This window comes from Fusobacterium ulcerans ATCC 49185 (assembly GCF_900683735.1).
Taxonomy (GTDB): Bacteria; Fusobacteriota; Fusobacteriia; order Fusobacteriales; family Fusobacteriaceae; genus Fusobacterium_A; species Fusobacterium_A ulcerans_A.
Map to the genome: position 1 here is coordinate 329217 of NZ_LR215979.1, position 22024 is coordinate 351240.

The following is a 22024-nucleotide window of genomic DNA, read 5'->3' on the forward strand; positions in this document are numbered from 1 at the left end:
AAGTTCTAAGAATATTTTATTTGATTATAAACAACTGTTGTGGTAGTATGTAAAGAAAATATTTTTTATGTTTAATAAAAGGGGGGAGCTGTATGAATTTTATTTTTATTTCACCAAACTTTCCAAAAAATTATTGGAATTTTTGCAGAGGATTGAAAAATAATGGAGTAAATACTCTAGCAATAGGAGAAGAGGAATATTATAGTTTAACAGATGAATTGAGAGGTTCTTTAAATGAGTACTATAAAGTATCTTCACTGGAAAATTATGATGAAGTATATCGTGCATGCGCATATTTTGCATATAAATATGGGCGTATAGACTGGTTAGAGTCTAATAATGAATACTGGCTTTTAAGAGATGCACAGCTTCGTACAGATTTTAATATTAATACAGGACTTAAAAATGATAAGATAGCTGGAATAAAATATAAGAGTGTAATGAAGAAATTTTATGAGAAAGCAGGAGTACCAAGTGCACGTTATCATATTGTAACTAATTATGAGGAAGGAAAAGCATTTATAGAGAAAGTGGGATATCCAGTAGTTGTAAAACCTAATAATGGTGTAGGAGCAGCAGCTACATATAAATTGATAAATGATATAGAATTGGGATATTTCTATAGGGATCTTCCTCCAGTTGAATATATTATGGAAGAATATGTAAATGGAGAGCTTCTGTCATATGATGGAATAGCTGGAAGAGATAAAGAGATAATATTTGAAACTGCCCATGCATATCCTATTCCAATAATGGATATAGTAAATGAACAGGCAGATGTAATGTATTATTCCTATAAAGATATTCCAGAAGATTTAAAGGAAGCAGGAAGAAAAGTAGTACAAGCTTTTGATACTAATAGTCGTTTCTTTCATTGTGAATTTTTCAGACTTTCAGAAGATAAAAAAGGGCTTGGGAAAAAAGGAGATATAATAGGGCTTGAAGTAAATATGCGTCCACCAGGTGGATATACTCCTGATATGATGAATTTTGCAAATGATATAGATGTTTATCAAATATGGGCAAATATGGTAGCATATAATCAAGGATATTTTGATACAGAATCTAGACCATATAATTGTGTATATGCAGCTAGAAGAGATGTTCACAGATATGTTTACAGTAAAGAGGAAACATTGGCTAAATATAAAGATAATATAGTAATGAAAGAAAGAATGCCAGAGATATTTTCAGTAGCTATGGGAAATGATATGCTTACTGCAAGATTCTGTGATTTGCAGGAATGTTTTGAATTTATTGATTTTTATTTGAAAAAATATTAAAATGTAGGAGGATACAGAATATGCATACTGCTTATTATAAAGAATATAGCCATATACTGGAAAGAGAAATGGAATTTACAGTATATGGACATAGTGGAAAACCTTGTATAGTTTTTCCTGCGCAAGATGGAAGATTTTATGATTTTTTTAATTTTGGAATGGTAGATGCTTCTTCAAAATTTATTGAAGAGGGAAAATTACAACTTTTTTGTGTAGATGGAATTGACTGGGAAAGCTGGTCTCAAATAGGTGGAGATTATCATTGGAGAATAATGCAGCATGAAAAATGGTTCAATTATATAACTGAAGAGGCTGTTCCAAGATTTAGAGAAATTCATGGAGATACTTCTGGAGAATATTACAGAGGAAAATTTTTAACAACAGGATGCAGTATGGGAGCTTATCATGCATTGAACTTTTTCCTTCGTCGTCCAGATATTTTTGATGGTGTGATTGCCATGAGCGGACTTTATCATGCAGGATACTTTTTTCCAAATTACAACCATGAGGTAATTTATAATAACTCTCCAGTTGATTATATGAAAAATATGCCATGGAATCATTATTATTTAAATATGTATAGAAACTCAAAAATAATTCTTTGCTGTGGACAAGGAAGATGGGAAAAAGAATGTATAGAGGATACCAATAGTTTAAAAGAAAGTTTTAAACGTCTACAAGTACCAGTATGGACAGATTTTTGGGGATATGATGTAGATCATGACTGGCCTTGGTGGAGAATACAGTTTCCATATTTTTTAGATATAGTACTATAGTTTACTAAAGGAGCTTACCATGGTTTTAAAACATGAAATTTTTATTGAACCTTTTGGTTTGAAGAGATTTTTACATATATATATTCCAGATAATATCAAAGAAGGGGAAAGATTTCCTGTAATGTATATGTTTGATGGACACAATCTATTTTTTGACTCAGAAGCAACTTATGGAAAATCTTGGGGAATAAAAGATTTCTTGGATAATTCCAATATAAGAATGATAGTTGTAGGATTAGAATGCAACCATGAAGGAAATAAGAGACTTTGGGAATTTTCTCCTTATTCTTTTAAAGATAAATATTTTGGAACTGTCAAAGGATATGGTAAAATATTAATAGATTGGATGGCTGATTCTCTAAAACCAATGATAGATGCTAATTTTCCAACACTGCCTGAAAGAGAATTTACTGGTCTTGGAGGAAGCTCTATGGGAGGTCTTATGTCAGTCTATGGAACTGCTGTGAGATCAGATATATTTTCTATGGGAGCTTGTCTTTCCCCTTTTTATGATCATATATTTAAAAAATTAGTAGAAGAACTTTCAGCAGCAGAAGTAAATCCAGCTACAAAATTTTATATCAGTTGGGGAAGATATGAAGTACATTCTAAAAAACAGTTAGCTGTAGAATCTGAAAAAAATCTTATTATAAGCAGAATATTGACTTTTAAAGGAGTTCAGGTATTTCCTCATCTAATGGTAGAAGGTGGACATAATGAAGCTTCATGGGAAACAGAAAATCCTATATGGATGACTGAACTGGGGCTCATAAAATAATATTAAATATGGAGGGGTATATGTATTATAGTATTTTTTTAGAAGTGGAAAATAATCCTGAAATAAAGAAATGGCTCAATATGAATACTAAAGATGAAATTATTGAAATATTAAAAGGATTGCCTGATGAAGGAGTAAAAAAATTACAAATAGTTGAAACTTCTACTGAAACTACTGGAGAATATGATCTTATAAAAAGATTTATTAAGGAAACTCAAATTTTAGGAGAGAAATTTTTTAACGAAAAATATCCTTTTTATTATGCTAAAGATATTACTGAAGAGATTATAAAAAAATAATAGTTATTACCAGAGGATGACTTGCAGGCAGAAATATAATTTTAGAATTTTTTATTTCTAAAGTTTAATCTAGCTTTTATGTCATCCTCTTTTTTAAAATTGAAAGGGGAGAAGAGGAAAAGATGATACAACATTTGATAAAAAAATTATTTATGATTTTTTACATACCTGCTGCTGCTAATATTCCTTTGCTCATATATTTTTATTATAAGAATGACGGAAATATTTTGCTGTCAGTCTTAATTAGTTTAATAGTATTTATTCTATGGATGTATATTAATATTTTTCCATATAAAAAAGAAGAATATACAAGAAAACGATTGAGAATAATGATAGGTGGGAGAATTTTATGTTTTTATTCTTTTTATGGTTTTTTAACTCAAATATGTATAATTATATTTCTATATCCTTTGTTGAGAGAAAAAATAGCTAATAGTGAAATATTATGGCTCAATGGAATATATGCTCTAGGAATAAATTTTTTTCTTTTTCTTAATGGAATTATTCGAATATTTTTTACTTCAAAATGGTTAAGTTTTAGAAAGAGAGTTCTACTGATACTTACTATTTGGATACCAATAATAAATATTTTAGTTCTTTGCTATATTTTGAGAATTATAAAATGGGAGTATGAATTTGAATGTTATAAAGTTTCTTTGAGGGAAACAAGAGCAGAATCAGATATGTGCAAGACTAAATATCCTATAATACTTGTACATGGAGTAGGATTCAGAGATTTTAGGCACTTTAATTATTGGGGTCGTATTCCAAGAGAATTGATAAAGTATGGAGCATCTATTTATTACGGAAATCAAGAAGCTTTTGGGACTATTGAATACAATGGAGAGGATATTAAGAAAAAAATATTAGAAGTAATAGAGAGAACAGGGTGCGAAAAAGTAAATATAATAGCACATTCTAAAGGTGGATTGGATTCAAGATATGCTATAAGTATATTGGGGATGGATAAGTATACAGCTTCCCTTACAACTATAAGTACTCCACATAGAGGGTGTCTTTTTGTCGATAAAATGTGCAGACTGCCTGAAAAATTGCATAGAAGAGTTGCTAAGTTCTATGATAGTATGTTTAAAAAGTTGGGAGATAAAAATCCAGATTTTTATGGAGCAATTCATCAATTCACTACTTATAACAGTAAGGAGTTTAATGAAAAAGTAATAGATTCTCCAGAAGTTTATTATCAAAGTTATATATCTGTAATGAAAGATTGTTTAAGTGATGTTTTGCTTACTATACCATATTGTTTTATCAAGAAAGTAGATGAAGAAAATGATGGTTTGGTAAGTATTTCTTCTGCCAAGTGGGGAAATTTTAAAGGGGTTATAAGAAATAGATATCATAGAGGAATATCTCATGGAGATATTATAGATTTGAAAAGACAGGATTATAAAGGATTTGATGTAATAGAATTTTATGTACAGCTTGTTTCTGAATTAAAGGAAATGGGATTTTAAAGAGATTGTTACAAATTCAAAATAACTTGTTTATAAAAAAACTGACTTGGAGTTTTTCTTCTTGTCAGTTTTTTCTTTTAAAATAAAAAGGTATAAAATATTAAAAAATTTTTAAAATTTCTAATGTTTTATACCAATGTAAAATTCAATTAATTATATGTCTTTGATTTTTTCAGAGATGTATCTGCTAGGACTCATTTCTTCTTTCCAGTCAGGATCTGAGATATTGAAATTTTTTCCATATATTTCAAGAAGTCTTTTTAAAGAATTTCTTGGAATGTAAGTATCTATTCCCATAAATTTAATTTCTTTCAATGTAGAATTTGAAAGCTTATATGCTGAAATAATTCCATTTTTATCTTCAAGATAGCATACGACTTTATCATTTTCTCTATCAAAAAGGAATATCTCTATTTCAATTCCTTTATACTCATACTTGATGTTTTTAAGTCCTTCATTTTTTAGACTTAATGAAGAAATTCTTTTAAACCCTACACTCTCTATATCTATTATGAACTTAGGAATAAGTTCCTCTTTCATTATTCCAATGTCAAAGTTAATATCATGTCCTATAAAATTATTTTCTCTAATTTTTCCTAGAAGAGTTCCAAATTCAAGCCAATATTTTACTCCCGTTTTTTGAGAAATTTTATTCAATTTTTCAAGAACTTCCTTACCAGTTAAAAGTAAATTTTCTCCTTGCTTTTCTTTCTTTATTGAATTTTTTCTCTTTTTATTATAGCTTCTATTTCTTATATATTTTGTTGAAAGATCAAAAACTACTTTGAAAAATATATTTACAAGAATAATCATTACAGATATTGCAGCAGCAGCTCCTATATCTCCAGCATCATTTTTACTTATCATCATTACAGAAATAAGCCTTGTTTTGGTTGTATAAAGAAAAATAACTGCTGAAATAGTTATCATAGAATTTATAAAATAATATGAAAAACTTTCAATGATGGAATCTATAGATAAAGGAATTATAACTTTAAAAATAGTTCTATACCATGATACTCCCATTATGTTAGATATAGTTTCATACTCACTGTCTAAAGTCTTCAATCTTGCAGTTATAGTCAAAAAAGGTGTTGCAAAAAAATGAACTATATTTGCTAATATAATTATTCCAAAGCTTCCATATAGAAAATTCAGAATATTATTCTTAGAGTTAAAGAAGAAAATATATGCAAGCCCTATTGTTAGTCCAGGAAGAGCATTAGGGAGGATAGAAAGAAAATATCCTATTTTTCTGATAACAATATAATTTTTTTCTCTCTCAACTACATATGCTGTAAGGAAGCATAAAATAGTTCCAAGTATTGCAGAGAAAACTGAAACAAGAATACTGTTGCCAAATATTTTCCAGATGCTTTCACCCATTATTGTAAAATTATATGATTTAAAAGATAAAGTCATATCATAAGGCCATGTTTTTACAAGAGAGGCTAAGATAACTATTCCAAAGAAAGATATTATAATTAAACTTAGAATATAGTTAAAAAGTTTAAAAAAGATATCTCTTGTTTTATTTTCTTTTATAATATATTTAGTAGACTTTGAATCTATTTTTGAGCTTTTGCTTTTGATGATAATATCAAATATAAATGCAAGAAAAGCAGGAATTATAAGGAGTATTCCAACAGCTGATCCCATAGAGAAATTTTGTTGTCCTATTACCTGTTTAAATATATCAGTAGCAAGAACATTATAATTTCCACCAACTACTTTTGGAGCTCCAAAGTCTGTAAAGCTCAAAGTAAAACCAGAGAAAAAGCAAGTTATTAGAGTGTATTTAATATTGGGAATAGTTATTGTAAAAAATTGTTTTAATTTGCTTATTCCCATTATTTCTGCCATTTCATATTTTCTATAATCTTCTGAATCAAAAGCTAGTACGAGCATAAAAAAAAGTACTGGAAATATAAAAATAGTTTCTGCAAAAACTATTCCCCAGAATCCGTATATAGAAATTGAAAGATTAAGAGCTTTTGTTATAATCCCTTGCCTTCCAAAAAGATATATAAGTGCAATACCATGTGTCATAGTTGGAGAAAATAAAGGCAAAAGAGCAATTCCTTTTAAAAGAGATTTTCCTCTCATATTACTTCTATTTATTCCATATGAAAAAAGAAAAGCAAGAATTATTGTAAAGATAGTTACAGTTATAGAAACTGCCAAACTATTAGTAAGAGAACTCGCTGTAACTGGGCTGCTAAAATATTCAACAAAGTTTTTTAAACCAATATAATTGCCACTCTTTCCTTGAAAAGCTTTTATAAAAAGATTGAATATAGGAAAAATTATGGAAATAACAAGAAAAAGAACTAAAACTGAAGACAAGACTATTTTTATAAATTTATCTTTTTTCATAAAATCTCCTAAATACTATTTTTTTCATTTAATTTGATATATAGAGAATCATTAATTTTGAGATTCAGCTTTTCTTTTTCTTTAGATAGTATATCAATATAGATATTATCTCCAAATAGTTCTAGTGTAATTCTATAAAAAGCACCTCTAAACTCAATATTTTTTATAATACCCTTATATGTTTCTTCTTTTTCATCTGTAAAGTATTCTACATCTTCAGGTCTTATAGTGTAGATATCATTGTTTTTATCAGTGATAAAATTTATTTTTCCTATAAAATCTGCTACAAATATATCTTTAGGTTTGCTGTAAATTTCTTCTGGAGTTCCAAACTGAACAATTTCTCCACCATTGATAATAGCAATTTTATCTCCCATTGTAAGAGCTTCCTCTTGATCATGAGTTACCATAATTGTGGTTATTTTTAATTTCTGCTGAATTTCTCTTATTTCTTTTCTTAAAGATTCTCTTACTTTTGCATCTAGAGCTGAAAGAGGTTCATCAAGTAGTAAAATATTAGGTTCAAGAGCTAAAGCTCTGGCAAGGGATACTCTTTGCTGTTGACCTCCGCTCATTTCATCAGGGTATTTAGAAGTTATGTGGTCAAGTCCTACCATTTTAAGAACTTCCATAATTTTGTTTTTTCTTTCATGTTTATCTTTTACTTTATTTTTTAATCCATATTCTATATTTTCAAATACTGTCATATTGGGAAAGAGAGCATATGACTGAAATACCATACTTAAATTTCTTTGTGAAGGTTCCAAAGTAGTTATTTCTTTTCCATTAACCAAGATACTTCCAGAATCAAGTTTTTCAAGTCCAGCTATTATACGAAGTAAAGTTGTTTTACCGCAACCACTTGGTCCTAGAAAACATATAAATTCTCCTTTTTCTATTTCTAGATCAATACCTTTTAGAACTTCTACTTTATTAAATTGTTTTTTTACTTTTTTTATAGCTAAATAAGGCATTTTATTCTCCTTTACCATATCTAGTTTCCCATTCTTTAAGTAATCTCTCTCTATTATCTGAAGCCCATTTGAAATCTATTTTAGCTAATTTTTCTTTGAAATCTGCTGGGTAACCTTCAAGCTTAGTATTTACACCTTTATATGAAACTAGTCCAATATTTTTAGAATATTCTTCCATCATTTTTTTAGAAAGAGTCCAATTAATAAAATCAACAGCTTCTGGTTTAATTGTATCTTTTTTTACAAGAGCAATACCTTCCATATCCCATCCATATCCTTCAGCAGGAAGAATAGTGACTATAGATTCATTAGTTTTTCCAAGTCTTATACTTTCACTGTCCATTCCAACTCCAATTAGTTGTTCTCCTTGCATAGCCATTTTAACTGGAGCACTACCAGAATGAGTGTATTGAGATATATTTTTGTGAAGCTGATCCATATATTCCCATGCTTTTTCTTCACCCCAGATACTTATCCAACCTAATATAGTAAGATAACCAGTTCCAGAAGAAGCTGGATTAGGCATAACTATTTCTTTAGAATATTTTTCATCAAGAAGATCTATATATGATGTAGGAATAGGTAAATTTTTAGCTGCAAGTTCATACTTATTAGCTGTAATAGCAGAAGTCCAAGCAGTCATCCCTGTCCATTGCGGTTTTTCACTGATAGAATCAATGTAGGCAGGATCAATATTTGTAAGCCATTCACTTTTTAATTCAGCTAATCTCCCTTGTTTAGCAAGATCAATGAGGTTTATACTTGCCATTCCCCATAAGACATCAGCTACAGGGTTATTTCCTTCAGCAATTACTTTAGCAGCAATAGCTCCTTGAGAATCTCTTATTATATTTAGTTCTACATTTGGAAAATCTGTTTTATACATTTCAATATAATGGTTCAGATATTCCTCTTCAAGACCAGTATAAACATTTAAAACAGTTTTGTTTTCTTTACTTCCACATCCAAAAAGAAATGCTGAAAGAATAAAAAGTATAGAAATTTTAAATAGTTTTTTCATAATTAATTTTCTCCTTTTTCTAATAGTTTAGGATAAATAGTTTCCATTACTCTATTTAACTGGAACTCATCATCTATTTCAGACCAGATAATACCATCTACTCTTTTACAAAATATTTTTCTTTCTTTTGCTATTTTTTCCATACAGTATTCATAACCTAATTTAAGATTTTTTTCATCTTCATATTTTTTAAACATGAGCTGACATAATTCATTAGATAGTTTTTGTAATCCAGTAAGTTCTCCATACTCTCCTTTGATTTCAAAAAGATTGAAAGTGAGTTTTCCAATACCATTGTCTATGATCTCATAGTAATAATCATCAGACATTTTTTTGTCTTCTGATAAGAGAATAGTATCTTTTTCTGGGGAAGCAACCAATATATCAAGACAGTTTTTTTCATAGATAAGATCACCTTCTAAAAGGAGAATATCTTCATCCCCAATTAGCTCTTTAGCACAATAGAAACTTCCCATACTGCTTGTATTAGCATAGTTATTGTTTTTTATTGTAACAACACTGCTGTATTTCTTTTTTAAAGGTTCAAAGAAATAATCTAAGTGTCCTGTTACTAATATTATTTTTTTAATTCCTGAGTCTAGGAGCTTCTCTATTGACCTTTCAATGAGAGACAATCCATTTATTGCTAAAAAAGGTTTTGGAATTTCATCATTAGTTATTCCCCTAAGTCTTGTTCCCATACCTGCAACAAGTATTACTGCTGTTTTCATAAATCTTTCTCCTTTTTGTATAAACTTTTAACTATATTATTTTTAACGTATTCATATTGTTTTTGATTATCTATCTCTCCCCAAATATTTTCTTTAGAGTATATACATTTTAAATCAGAAAAAATATTTTTATCTAAAAAACTATATTCATAAAAAAATAATTTGTTTTCTATTTGTGTGAACTTATCCAACATTTTTAAATATGAACTATACTTTAATTTGCTGATTCCTATAAGTTCACCTGAAATCTTCTCAAGGCTGTATTTACCTTTGGAAATATTTAAGAGTTCACCTTTTTTAGTAGTAACATAGAGAGAATCTTCTTTATCTGATATAGATGTATCTATCATAGTAACATTCTTATCTTTAGAATTCAGCAGAAGTGAGATTATATTTTCTTCAAAAATGAGGTCTCCTTCCAAAAGAATAAAATCTTCCTGCAGATATTTTCTTAAAAGATATAGAGAATACATATTTCCAGTAGTCTTATATTTTTTGTTTTCTACTATTTTAATATTTGGATATTTTTTAGCTAATTTTTTATAGTATTCTGCTTTATAACCAGCTGCAATTATTATTTCATCTATATTATATTTGGACAGCAATTTTATAGTTCTTTCAATAAGCGTGGAATCAAATATTTCAAGAAATCCTACAGGTTTATCAAAATCTAAAGTTTCTCCAGCAGCTAAAATAACTGCAGTTTTTATTGAATTATTATTGGAATTTAAAAGCTCATTTCCAAGATATGTGATAATATATTTAGTTTTTCTATATGAAATATTTTCTTTTATAAGATAGCCTTCATGTAAAAGAGAATTAATATATTTATTGACAGAACCAAGAGAAATATTTAAATATTCAGATATTTTTCGTTGACTGATTATATTATTTTCATGTATAAGAGATATAATTTTTTCTTTTATCTGGATCACCACCTTATATAAAAAATGAACGATTATATTTTTACACTGTGAACGATTTTTGTCAAGAATAAATATTTGTAATTACTATCTTAAATTACGAAAAAAAATTAAAAAATAGTATAGAAATTAAAATGATATTTTTTTATATCGAACAAATTATTTATAAGAAAAATAATAATAGAACTAAAAATAAAGGATTTTATTGAAAAAATACGAACAAAAAATATTTTATTTTGAAGGTGTTAATTTATATCAAATAATGTTAATATATAAGTTAAGAAAAATTGTCAGGAGGAAATTAGTTTGGAAAGTATAAGAGTAATAATCAATTTTGTAAATAATTTGTTGTGGGGGAAAAATATATTAGTTGTTATGTTGATAGGAACAGCTGTATATTTTACTTTCAAAACAAAGTTTATGCAATTTAGATTATTTGGAGATATAGTAAGGATACTGAAGGGAAATGGAGATGAGAAAAGAGATGGAGTCAGTTCATTAGAAACCTTTTTCTTAGGAACAGCTTGCAGAGTAGGAGCAGGGAATATATCTGGAGTTGTGGCAGCGGTGTCTATTGGAGGACCAGGAGCACTTTTTTGGATGTGGTTGGTAGCTCTTCTTGGAGCATCAACATCTTTTGTTGAATCAAGTCTTGCTGTTATGTACAGAACTAAAATAAAAGATGGTGAATATCAAGGTGGAACTCCTTGGATAATAAAAAAAAGACTTAATATGAAATGGCTTGGAGCTGTATATGTAGTTGCATCTATTGTATGTTATATAGGAGTTATACAGGTAATGTCTAATTCAGTAACAGAATCAGTAGTTAGTGCTTATGGATTTAATCCTAAAATAATAGCTGTTATATTAGCTGTTGTTGTTGGATTGATAATATTTGGAAAAAGTAAAAAAGATAAAATAATATTGGCACTTAATAAAATAGTTCCTGTGATGGCTATAATGTATCTTATAGTAGTAATTTATGTTATTGTTACTAATATAACAGGAATTCCAGCAATGATTGGAAATGTGTTTTACCAAGCTTTTGGAGGAAAAGAGTTTTTAGGTGGAGCAGTTGGTGGGATTATTATGCAGGGAGTAAGAAGAGGTTTATTTTCTAATGAGGCAGGAAGCGGAAATTCTAACTATGCAGCAGCAGTGGTTGATATAGATGAGCCAGCTAAACAGGGAATGGTACAGGCTCTAGGTGTTTTTGTGGATACTCTTGTAATATGCAGTGCAACAGCTTTTGTTATTTTATTAGCTGATACAGAAGTTGTAAATGGACTTTCTGGAATGACTCTTTTTCAAGAATCGTTAAAAAATCATATAGGATGGATAGGAATACCATTTACTGTAGTTGTGTTATTTTTCTTTTCTTTAAGTACAATATTAGGTGTTACATATTATGGAAAAAATGCTATGAATTTTATAAGTTCTAAACCAATTGTAAAAGAAGTATATCATGTAGTAGTTGTTCTTATGGTTTATATTGGTGGAATAGAACAAAATTTCTTTGTTTGGTCTTTGGCAGATTTTGGATTGGGAATAATGACTGTAATTAATATAGTGTGTATTTTACCTATTTCTGGAGAGGCTTTAATTGAATTGAAAAAATATGAAAAAAAGCTTAAAAATAGTAAAAGAGCCTAAAGGGCTCTTTTATTTTTTCCAGTAATATTCATTTCTGGGTCTTCCAATTTTTCCATAAATAATTTTTAAATCAACCATTTCTATTTCAACAAGATAATTCATATATTTGTTTACTGTCTGAGAAGCAAGACCAGTAGCTTCTGATATTTCTTCAATTGTGGTATAAGCATCTATCTGTTTCATTTTATTTTCTATTAATGAAATAGTATTTACACTTATACCTTTTTTATAATCTCCATATTTTTCTTTTTTTACTGTTAAAACTTCAGGAGAAGGCTCTTTAGTTTTGTTCTTGTTAAGATGAACATTTACTCTTGAATATAAATCAAGAACTTTAATAGGCTTTATAGCAAAATCATCAGCTCCAGCAAGAAAAAATTCTTCAGCAATATTTTCCAATCCTTCAATAGTAAGAGCTATTATAGATACATCTTCATTCATCTGCCTTATTAATTTTACTCCAAGGACTCCATTTATATATGGCATATGATAGTCAATTATTATAATATCAAGCTCCTTAGTACTTACTATTTTTAAAGCTTCTTCCATTGAAAGAGCAGTATATACTTCCCAATCTTTCATGAGAAAAAATTCTGAGATAGCAAAAATAATATCCTTAGAATCATCTATAATAAGAATTTTGTTTTTCATTTTCTAAAACCTCCCCATGCATAATAATATATACTCCAATACCTCTATTTTTTCTATTTTTAATAAATATTTTACATTTGTGTTCTTCCATAACTGTTTTTACAAAATTCAAACCTACTCCACTGGAGTTCTTTGTTGAAAAACCATTTATAAAAGCATTTTCTAACTCTTTTTCAGACATTCCCTTTCCATAGTCCTCAATTTTTATAAGTATAAATTTTTTATAATCTTTTACAGTAAGTTCAATTTTATTATTTTCATATTCAGTAAAGGCTTCATAAGAATTTATAATAAGATTAGTTATGGCTCTTGAAAAAACTATTTTATTAACTTTTATTTTTCTTCCAGTACAGTAATTATTATAAGTTAAAAATTCAATACATCTGTGTGTAGATAGATAGGAAAGAATAAAATTAAATACCTTATTTATATCAATCGGATTTTTATGAGTATCCCTTAAAATCTCAGATACCATTATATTACATCTTTCTAAAGATTTTTCAATTCTATTATAATAATCTTTTTTCTTTTCATTTTCTTCCTGCATATCAAGTATTTCAATAAGAGTTCCCATAGAAAATAATGGAGTCTTTAAATCGTGAACTAAATATTGAATTTCTTTTAGATATCTATTTTCAACTTCTTGTAATTTAAGATCTGAAAGAGCTTTTGTCATATCTTTTTCTTTCTTGTATATATTTTGCCTTCTTTCCTGTTCAAAGAATACAAGAAGTAAAGTTATAGAAAAAATAAAGAAAAGTATAAAAAATAAAAAACCAATTAAATTTAGAATGTTATCAGCTTCCATTAATGATGAAATATTCTTCAAGTCAAAAAATATTTCTCCAGTTGATTTATAATCCAATACAGAAAAGTATTTTGTAATATCAAGCCATTGAATACCAGTAAAAACTAAAAGAAGAACAATATTTCTTTTAAATAAATTGATATTTTTAAAACGATTGCTTGAATGAAATGCAAGATAAATCATTTCAAGTATTGATACTTTACCAAAATAATACTCCATATCATAGTAGACTTTGTAGATTATAAAATAAATTATTTGAATTATCACCATTCCAAAGATGACTTTCAAAGTATTATTTAATTTTCCATTTATTTCAATATCTATAGAATCCATAAGTAAGAAAACAGAAAAAAATATTGGAAATGCTTTTATGGTATTTAGAAAAACTAATCCAAAAGCTGCATGAAGAAGATATTCTTTATCCCAGAAATCTATACTTTTTTCTAGTGAATCGTAAATATCAAAATTTTTATATAACAAAAAATTTGGTAGAACGATACTTATTAATACCATGAGTATCCCCAATGAAAGTTCTGTTTTATGAATTTGAATATGAAATTTTTTCCCAAAAATTTTCATGATCATTCCCCTTAAATCTAAAAATCATTAAATTCTAATTATGATTACAAATTAAATTAATGATACCATATTTTAAGTAAAAATAGTAGAAAAAAGATGAGAGGAAAAAGAGGAAAAAGAGAAATAAGAGTATAAGATTTACTTTTCAAATATCTTGAAATATACTTAATAGTAGGTAAAAAGATAAAAACATTTTAAAATAGAACAAAAAAATAAAAAAGGGGGAACATATGATTTCGTTGAAGAGATTTATGAAAGTTGGTAGTGTGATTGTTGGTTTAATGACAAGTATTTTTACAGTATCTAATGCAGCACATCCATTAAATCTTTATGGAAGACATGCTGAAGGAAAAAATGGAGTAGTAGCAGCAGCTAAACCAGAAGTATCACAAATAGGAGTAGAAGTATTAAAAAAAGGCGGAAATGCTGTAGATGCTGCAGTAGCTACTGCATTTGCTATCAGTGTTTTTGAACCAAATGCCTCTGGAATAGGTGGAGGAGGATTTATGTTAATTAGAATGGCTAAGACAGGAAAAACAGTAGTCATAGATTACAGAGAAAAGGCTCCAGCTAAAGCAACACCAGATATGTTTGTACTTGATGAAAATGGAAAGGTAGTAAATGATGAAATAACTGTTGGAGGAAAAGCTTCAGGAGTTCCAGGAACAGTAGCAGGACTTTTAACTGCATTGGAAAAATATGGAACAATGAAAAGAGCAGATGTTATGGCTCCAGCTATAAAATATGCAAAAGAAGGTATTCCAGTAACTGTAAATTTAGAAAGTATAATAAAAGATAATTATGAGAAACTTGCACAATTTGATGCAGCAGCAGAAATATATTTAAAAGATGGACTTCCTTATGAAATAGGGGATACTATAAAGAATCCTGATTTAGCAGCAACTCTTACAAAGATTTCAAAAGAAGGTAAAAAAGCTTTCTATGAAGGTGAGATCGCTAAAAAAATAGCTGATGAAGTTCAAAAGCAAGGTGGTCTTATGACAGTTGAAGACCTTAAAAATTATACAATAGAAGAGAGAGAACCAGTAGTTGGAAAATATAGAGATTATACTATTATTTCTTGCCCACCAGCAAGTTCTGGAGGAACTCATATAGTACAACTTTTAAATATGGTTGAAAACTATGATCTTAAAGGAATGGGAGATAATACTCCTGAAAGTTGGCATGTATGGGCTGAAAGTATGAGACAAGCCTTTGCAGATAGAGCTGAATATATGGGAGATACTGCTTATGTAAAAGTTCCTTTAAAAGGTCTTACATCTAAAGAATATGCAAAAGATCTTGTTAAAAAAATAGATTTAGAAAAAGCTGGAAAAGATATAAAAGCTGGAGATCCTAGCAAATATGAAAGTGGAAGTACAACTCACTTTTCTGTAATGGATAAAGAAGGAAATATGGTTGCAGTAACTCAAACTATTAATTATTTCTTTGGTTCTGGAGTTATGGTACCTGGAACTGGAATAATGATGAATAATGAAATGGATGATTTTGTTCCTCAAAAAAATATGAAGAACTCTATTGAAGGTGGAAAAAGACCTCTAAGTAGTATGTCACCTACTTTAGTTCTTGACCCTAAAAATAGACCACTTATGACAATAGGTTCTCCAGGAGCTACAAGAATTATACCAGCAGTAGCATTAACTATAAGCAATGTAATAGATCATGGAATGACTATTCAAGAAGCTATTAATGCACCAAGAATAGCTCAATTTCAATCTGGGAAATTGAATCTTGAAGGAAGAGTATCACATGAATCATATAATAAATTGAAAGAAATGGGACATGAAATAAATGTTAGAGATAGTTATGATGCTTATTTTGGAGGAGTTCATGGAGTAATGATGGATTATGATACAAAAACTCTTCAAGGTGGAGCAGATCCAAGAAGAGATGGGCAGGCAGCAGCATTTTAAATAAAAAATGTAAGTTATAAAAACTGCTTCTGAAATAAGTTTCAGAAGCAGTTTATAAAAATAAATAAATAAATTGGGAGGAAGAATAATGAAAAAAAGATTCTTTTTTGCAAGTGTCATAGCAGCATTAGCATTGTCATTAGCAGCATGTACAACTACTCAAACAAATTTAGGAGATAAAGGGACAGCTTCAGTAGTTCAACAATCAAAAGAGTGGGTTCCTTATGATGCAGCAGGAAATATTTTAAGAAGTGATAGAGATGCAACAGGTATAAATGGAGTTGTTTCAACTGGGAAATATGAAGCAACAAAAATAGGGGTAGAGATAATAAAACAAGGTGGAAATGCAATAGATGCTGCAGTTGCTGCTGGATTTGCATTAGGAATATGCGAGCCTCAATCTTCTGGAATTGGAGGAGGAGGATTTATGGTAATCCGTTTTGCTAAGACTGGAGAAACTAAATTTATAGATTTTAGAGAAATAGCACCTAAAAATGCAACACCTGATATGTGGAAAGAAGATAAAGATGGAAATGTAATAGGAAATGAAAAAGTTGTTGGTGGAAAATCTATAGGAGTTCCAGGTGAAGTAAAAGGAATGTTATATGCATTAGAAAAGTATGGAACTATGTCAAGAGAAAAAGTTATGCAACCAGCAATTGATTTGGCAGAAAATGGATATAAAGTATCAGCAGTCTTAAATAGAGATATGAAAAATTCTTTTGAAAGGATAGAACAATATCCAGAAACAGCTGAAATATATTTAGATGGAGGGCTTCCATTTGAAGTAGGATCTGTATTGAAAAATCCAGATTTAGCTAATACTTTGAGAAAAATAATGAAAAATGGAGAAAAAGCTTTTTATGAAGGAGAAATAGCAGAGGCAATAGTAAAGTCAGCACAAGATGCTGGAGGACCTCTAACTATGGAAGATATGAAAGATTATAATATAAGAGTGAGTGATCCATTAGTAGGACATTACAGAGGATATGAAATAATAACATCAGCACCACCTTCATCAGGGGGAGCACATATAATTCAAATTCTTAATATTTTAGAAAACTATGATATGAAAAATATAAAACCGGGATCAGCAGAATACTATCATTTATTCTCAGAAGCAATTAAAATGGCTTTTGCTGATAGAGCAAAATTCTGTGGAGATACAGAGTTTGTAGATGTTCCAGTTGATGGAATAATTTCTAAAGATTATGCAAAAGAACTTGTAAAAAAATTGGATATGAAAAAATCTAAAGATTATTTGGCAGGAAATCCATGGAAATGGAATGAATCAAAAGATACAACACATTATTCAATAGTTGATAAAGAAGGAAATATAGTAGCTGTTACAAAAACTGTCAATGATGTTTTTGCATCAGGAGTGGTAGCTGAAGGAACTGGAATACTTTTAAATGATGAAATGGATGATTTTGATACTGGACATGGAAAAGCTAACTCAGTAGAACCAGGTAAAAAACCTTTAAGTTCAATGAGTCCTACAATAGTATTAAAAGATGGAAAACCAGTAATGAGTTTAGGTGCTCCAGGGTCTACTAGAATAATAACAGGAGTAGCTCAGGTAATAAGTCTTGTTCTTGATTATGGAATGGATATCCAAGAAGCAATAAACTTCCCAAGAATTCATGATGACTATCAAGAATTAGTATATGAAACAAGGATAGATCCAGCTGTTATAGCAAAATTAAAGGCTATGGGACATACAGTAGTAGAAGAAGGAGAATGGTTTGAATATCCATGTGTTCAAGGTGTAACAATGGGAGAAGATGGAAAACTTAGAGGAGGAGCAGATCCTAGAAGAGATGGTAAAGCTCTTGGATTCTAATAAAAAGTGATTAAATTAAGAAAAAATAATAAAATACAGGAGGAATAAATAAAATGAAAAAATTATTAACAGTATTGATGTTTGTATTAACAGCAATGGCAGCAATGGCAGCAAAATTTGAAAAACCAATAATGCTTACTTCAGTAGGACAAAGTGCTGATGTACAAATGGTAAAGGCTTTATTAAAAAAAGGTGGATTAGAATCTGGCTTTGACAAATCAATAACAGCAGAAGGATTGACAAATGAAAAAACTTTAATACTTGCTATTGGAGGAAGTTCAAAAGGTCTTGGAGCAGCTGGAATAAAAGTTGAAGATGAACTTGACAGAACTGCTAAATTAATAAAAGGTGCAAGAGATAAAGGAATAAAAATAATTGGAATGCACATTGGTGGAGCAGCAAGAAGAGGAGAATTATCTGACAAATTCGTAAATGCAGCAGCACCAAATGTAGATTATTTAATCATTGTAGAAGAAGGAAATAAAGACGGTTTATTTACAAAGATGTCAACTGAAAAGAATATTCCTATGGATACAGTTCCAAAGATTACTAATGCAGTAGAACCTTTGAAGAAAGCATTTGAATAATTTGATTAATAGGGGGCAATACATTGTCCCCTATTATTTAAAGGAGGGAAAGAAGATATGTCACTTGAACTTATATTGTTTTTAGCTATGGTAGCTGTCTTTATGATTGCATGTTTTGCAGCGAAATTACCAGTGAGTATAGCTATGGTATTATCATCTATAACAGCAACACTGATAGCAGGAAAAGGTATTCCTGTAAGACACTTAATTGAGGGAACTTTTGGATATATTGATACAATTCTTGTAATAGCAACAGCTATGATCTTTATGAAGGTTATTCAAGAGATAGGGACATTGAATGCTTTAAGTGCTTCAATAATCCGTAAGTTTCATAAAACACCATGGCTTTTATTAGTATTGTTAATGTTTATTTCAATGTTTCCAGGAATGATAACTGGATCATCAACAGCATCTGTATTGACAGCAGGAAGTATTGTTGCCCCTATATTGATGCTTATAGGAATACCTATGATAGAAACAGCTACTATCATAGCTCTTGGAGGAATATTAGGTATGATAGCTCCTCCAGTTAATGTACCAGCTATGATTATAGGTGGAGGAATAGATATGCCTTATGTTGGGTTTACTATTCCACTATTATTATTGACAGTACCAGTAGCAATATTCTCAGTATTGTATCTTGGACTAAAACATGTAAATAAAATAGATTATAGCGAGATAAAAAATGAAATAGATTTTACAGCAATTGATGAATATGGAATGAAGCTGTATATACCTATCATTATAGCAATGTTTTTAATGACTATGGATAAAGTTGCTCCAAGCCTATTTGGTTTGGGAATGCCTTTAATATTTATATTGAGTGCTATATCAGGACTTTTCTGTGGTAAAAAAATAAACTTTTTTAAAGTTTCAAAAGAAGCAGTTAATCAAACTCTTCCAGTAATGGGAATTCTGATGGGAGTTGGAATGTTTATTCAAGTAATGACATTGACAGGAGTGAGAGGATATATTGTTGTAAACAGTTTAAGTCTTCCTCCATCTTTGATATATATTGCAATGGCTGTAACTATACCATTATTTGGAGCCGTATCATCATTTGGAGCAGCTTCAGTTCTTGGAGTACCTTTCTTAATGGTATTTTTATCACAAAATCAGATTATTACAGGTTCAGCTATATCATTTATAGCTTCTCTTGGAGATTTGATGCCTCCTACAGCACTTGCAGGAATATTTGCAGCTCAGGTAGTGGGAATGAAAGATTATACTCCTGTACTAAGAAAAGCAGCAGTTCCAGCAGTAGTTATCATAGTTTATTCTATAATTATGATAATCTTCTCTAACCAATTAGGTTCTATTATATACTAGGATGAGGTGATAAAAATATGATGATGTATATATATTTAGCTTTAGTTTTATATGTTTTAGTAATGGTTGTTTTAAATCTATTAGAGGAAAAAGATTTGATGAAACAAGTAAATGCAGCTCTTGTTATAATTCCTCTATTATTGAGAATATTAATGATAAAATAAGGGGGAAAGAAAATGAAAGGAAATAGAGGAACAGGAATTGCAATGATTTTTCTTTCTCTGATTGTTGCATTTCTAGCAGGAAAAGAATTTTTAAAAATGAGGGAACCAGAACCTATAGTAAAAGGGGAAGGAGTAACTTCAATGCAAAAATTAAGTGATTATCTTCCAGCGTTAAAAGGAACTTCTGGTGATAGTGATGTCTATATCCTTCAAGGAAAAGAAGAAGGTGGAAGTGTTCTTGTATTAGGAGGAACTCATGGAAATGAACCTTCAGGATATATGACAGCGATACTTATGATAGAGAACTTGAAAGTTGATAAAGGAACTGTATATATTCTTCCAAGAACTAATGGAAGTGGACTTACACATAATGACCCTCAAGAAGGATCACCACAAAGATTTACCCTAAAAACTCCATATGGAGAAAGATGGTTTAGATATGGTTCAAGAGCAACTAACCCTCTAGATCAATGGCCTGATCCTGATGTATATATCCATGCAGCATCTGGACAACAGCTTTCAGGAAATGAAACTAGGAATATCAATAGAGCATATCCTGGAAGACCTGATGGAACTTATACAGAGAAAATGGCTTATGCAATAACAGAAATGATAAGAAAAAATAAAATAGATATGACTATTGATCTTCATGAAGCATCTCCTGAATATCCAGTAATAAATGCTATAGTATCTCATGAAAGAGCAATGCCAATAACATCACAAGTTGTTATGAATATGGAATTTGATGATATAGCAATTGGATTAGAACCATCTCCAGTATCTTTAAGGGGACTCACTCATAGAGAATTGGGAGATTATACAGATACTTATGCTGTGCTTATGGAATCAGCAAATGCTGCTCAAGGAAGACTTAGAGGAAGAACAGATGAAGCTCTTGTATTGACAGGAAAAGATCCAAGATATGTAGAAGCTCAAAAGTTAGGAAGATTATTTGTTCCTTATGATGAAAATGGACATCCTTTAGAGGAAAGAGTAGGAAGACACTTGACAGGAGTTGTTCAACTTGTTACAGTAATGGGTGAAAATGAACCTGAAAAAGAAATCATAATGGGAGGAGTTCCATCTTATTCTGAACTTCTTGAAAATGGTGTAGGACAATATCTGAAAGAGGTAAAATAGTCAAAAAGGGGTAGAAATTTGATAAAAAAAATCTTGTTTATATTTATTTTTAATTCTATTATATGCTATCCAAATGAAAAAGTTTCATTAACTGAAATTGATTATTTTAAAATTGGAAGGGGAAAGCCAATAGTTATGGTAATTGGTGGAATACATGGTGATGAAATATCTGGAATAGAAATGGCTAAAGAGCTTGCAGAATATAAAATTTCAAAGGGAACTCTTATAATAATTCCAGAAGCAAATAAAGAGGCAGTAAAAAACGGAAATAGAACTGAATATTATATGCAGGATTTAAACAGATCTTTTTTTCAGAATAATAATGACAGAGCATCTAAAATAGCTCAGGAAATTACAAAAGTAATAGAAGAGTACAAACCAAATATAATATTGGACTATCATGAATCCTATTACAATTATGATGAAAATAAAGATCCAAATTTTTACATTGGAAATGTCCTGATTTTTCAAGAAAATATAATAGATGAATATCCAGAACTTATATTCAGCTTACTTGAAGAGGGGTTTATCCCTCTTCAAGGGGCAGAAAAAGGAAGTTTAAATAGAGAAGTTTCAGAAAAAATGAATATTTCAGTAATAACAATTGAAAGTTCTAGAGAAGATACAGTAGAAGTGAGAAAAGAAAAATATGAAACTGTTTTTAAGAAAACCTTAAAATATTTAAAAATGGAGTAAAATT

The 22024-nt window shown here is 29.4% G+C and carries 20 protein-coding genes; 13 read left to right on the plus strand and 7 right to left on the minus strand.

Annotated elements, in window-relative coordinates; genetic code table 11:
* The first annotated feature begins 92 nt into the window (after window positions 1-92).
* The 5 genes from E0E45_RS01470 (at window position 93) to E0E45_RS01490 (ending at window position 4611) form a co-directional block, all read left to right on the plus strand.
* The gene (locus tag E0E45_RS01470; protein ID WP_130889514.1) at window positions 93-1283 is read left to right on the plus strand and encodes an ATP-grasp domain-containing protein; all 1191 of its coding nucleotides are present in this window, start codon (window positions 93-95) and stop codon (window positions 1281-1283) included.
* A gap of 20 nt (window positions 1284-1303) precedes the next feature.
* Entirely contained in the window at window positions 1304-2059 is a 756-nt protein-coding gene (locus E0E45_RS01475) for an esterase family protein (protein ID WP_130889515.1), read from the plus strand.
* Between the two features lie 19 nt (window positions 2060-2078).
* On the plus strand, window positions 2079-2837 hold the full coding sequence (locus E0E45_RS01480) for an alpha/beta hydrolase-fold protein (RefSeq protein ID WP_130889516.1): 759 nt from the start codon (window positions 2079-2081) through the stop codon (window positions 2835-2837).
* Between the two features lie 20 nt (window positions 2838-2857).
* Window positions 2858-3136 (plus strand): hypothetical protein, encoded by a 279-nt coding sequence (locus E0E45_RS01485; RefSeq protein WP_130889517.1) that lies wholly within the window; start codon window positions 2858-2860, stop codon window positions 3134-3136.
* A gap of 122 nt (window positions 3137-3258) precedes the next feature.
* Window positions 3259-4611 carry an esterase/lipase family protein gene (locus E0E45_RS01490; RefSeq protein WP_130889518.1) on the plus strand — a complete coding sequence of 451 codons (1353 nt, stop codon included), beginning with the start codon at window positions 3259-3261 and terminating at the stop codon, window positions 4609-4611.
* Between the two features lie 153 nt (window positions 4612-4764).
* Here E0E45_RS01490 and E0E45_RS01495 read toward each other — a convergent pair whose 3' ends face one another.
* The 5 genes from E0E45_RS01495 to E0E45_RS01515 are packed head-to-tail and all read right to left on the minus strand — an operon-like array spanning window position 4765 to window position 10651.
* Window positions 4765-6987 carry a putative 2-aminoethylphosphonate ABC transporter permease subunit gene (locus tag E0E45_RS01495; RefSeq protein WP_130889519.1) on the minus strand — a complete coding sequence of 741 codons (2223 nt, stop codon included), beginning with the start codon at window positions 6985-6987 and terminating at the stop codon, window positions 4765-4767.
* Between the two features lie 8 nt (window positions 6988-6995).
* Window positions 6996-7961: an ABC transporter ATP-binding protein gene (locus E0E45_RS01500; RefSeq protein WP_130889520.1), complete on the minus strand. Its 966-nt coding sequence runs from the start codon at window positions 7959-7961 to the stop codon at window positions 6996-6998.
* 1 nt (window position 7962) lies between these two features.
* Window positions 7963-8982, minus strand: a complete 1020-nt coding sequence (locus tag E0E45_RS01505) for an extracellular solute-binding protein (protein WP_232044034.1) — start codon at window positions 8980-8982, stop codon at window positions 7963-7965.
* Between the two features lie 2 nt (window positions 8983-8984).
* Entirely contained in the window at window positions 8985-9713 is a 729-nt protein-coding gene (locus E0E45_RS01510) for a phosphocholine cytidylyltransferase family protein (protein ID WP_130889522.1), read from the minus strand.
* Window positions 9710-10651: an NTP transferase domain-containing protein gene (locus tag E0E45_RS01515; protein WP_232044035.1), complete on the minus strand. Its 942-nt coding sequence runs from the start codon at window positions 10649-10651 to the stop codon at window positions 9710-9712. Before E0E45_RS01515 ends, E0E45_RS01510 begins: the two co-directional genes overlap by 4 nt.
* A gap of 291 nt (window positions 10652-10942) precedes the next feature.
* Here E0E45_RS01515 and E0E45_RS01520 point away from each other — a divergent pair, with 291 nt between their 5' ends.
* Window positions 10943-12289: an alanine/glycine:cation symporter family protein gene (locus tag E0E45_RS01520; protein WP_130889524.1), complete on the plus strand. Its 1347-nt coding sequence runs from the start codon at window positions 10943-10945 to the stop codon at window positions 12287-12289.
* Window positions 12290-12298: 9 nt separating this feature from the next.
* Here the strand turns inward: E0E45_RS01520 and E0E45_RS01525 are convergent, their stop codons facing one another.
* Both E0E45_RS01525 and E0E45_RS01530 read right to left on the minus strand, forming a co-directional pair.
* A complete protein-coding gene (locus E0E45_RS01525) occupies window positions 12299-12940 on the minus strand; it encodes a response regulator (protein WP_130889525.1) in 642 nt (213 codons plus the stop codon).
* The gene (locus E0E45_RS01530) at window positions 12912-14327 is read right to left on the minus strand and encodes a sensor histidine kinase (RefSeq protein WP_130889526.1); all 1416 of its coding nucleotides are present in this window, start codon (window positions 14325-14327) and stop codon (window positions 12912-12914) included. Before E0E45_RS01530 ends, E0E45_RS01525 begins: the two co-directional genes overlap by 29 nt.
* A gap of 230 nt (window positions 14328-14557) precedes the next feature.
* Between E0E45_RS01530 and ggt (E0E45_RS01535) the strand changes: the two genes are divergently transcribed.
* The 7 genes from ggt (E0E45_RS01535) (at window position 14558) to E0E45_RS01560 (ending at window position 22020) form a co-directional block, all read left to right on the plus strand.
* The gene (ggt, locus tag E0E45_RS01535; protein WP_130889527.1) at window positions 14558-16261 is read left to right on the plus strand and encodes a gamma-glutamyltransferase; all 1704 of its coding nucleotides are present in this window, start codon (window positions 14558-14560) and stop codon (window positions 16259-16261) included.
* 88 nt (window positions 16262-16349) lie between these two features.
* A complete protein-coding gene (ggt, locus tag E0E45_RS01540) occupies window positions 16350-18104 on the plus strand; it encodes a gamma-glutamyltransferase (RefSeq protein WP_130889528.1) in 1755 nt (584 codons plus the stop codon).
* Between the two features lie 53 nt (window positions 18105-18157).
* A complete protein-coding gene (locus E0E45_RS01545; protein ID WP_130889529.1) occupies window positions 18158-18691 on the plus strand; it encodes a DUF6305 family protein in 534 nt (177 codons plus the stop codon).
* Between the two features lie 57 nt (window positions 18692-18748).
* The gene (locus E0E45_RS01550; protein ID WP_096403765.1) at window positions 18749-20020 is read left to right on the plus strand and encodes a TRAP transporter large permease subunit; all 1272 of its coding nucleotides are present in this window, start codon (window positions 18749-18751) and stop codon (window positions 20018-20020) included.
* Between the two features lie 17 nt (window positions 20021-20037).
* Window positions 20038-20184 carry a hypothetical protein gene (locus E0E45_RS17525; protein WP_005978189.1) on the plus strand — a complete coding sequence of 49 codons (147 nt, stop codon included), beginning with the start codon at window positions 20038-20040 and terminating at the stop codon, window positions 20182-20184.
* Between the two features lie 12 nt (window positions 20185-20196).
* Window positions 20197-21324: a succinylglutamate desuccinylase/aspartoacylase family protein gene (locus E0E45_RS01555; protein ID WP_130889530.1), complete on the plus strand. Its 1128-nt coding sequence runs from the start codon at window positions 20197-20199 to the stop codon at window positions 21322-21324.
* Between the two features lie 18 nt (window positions 21325-21342).
* On the plus strand, window positions 21343-22020 hold the full coding sequence (locus E0E45_RS01560) for a M99 family carboxypeptidase catalytic domain-containing protein (RefSeq protein WP_130889531.1): 678 nt from the start codon (window positions 21343-21345) through the stop codon (window positions 22018-22020).
* Window positions 22021-22024: the final 4 nt, after the last annotated feature.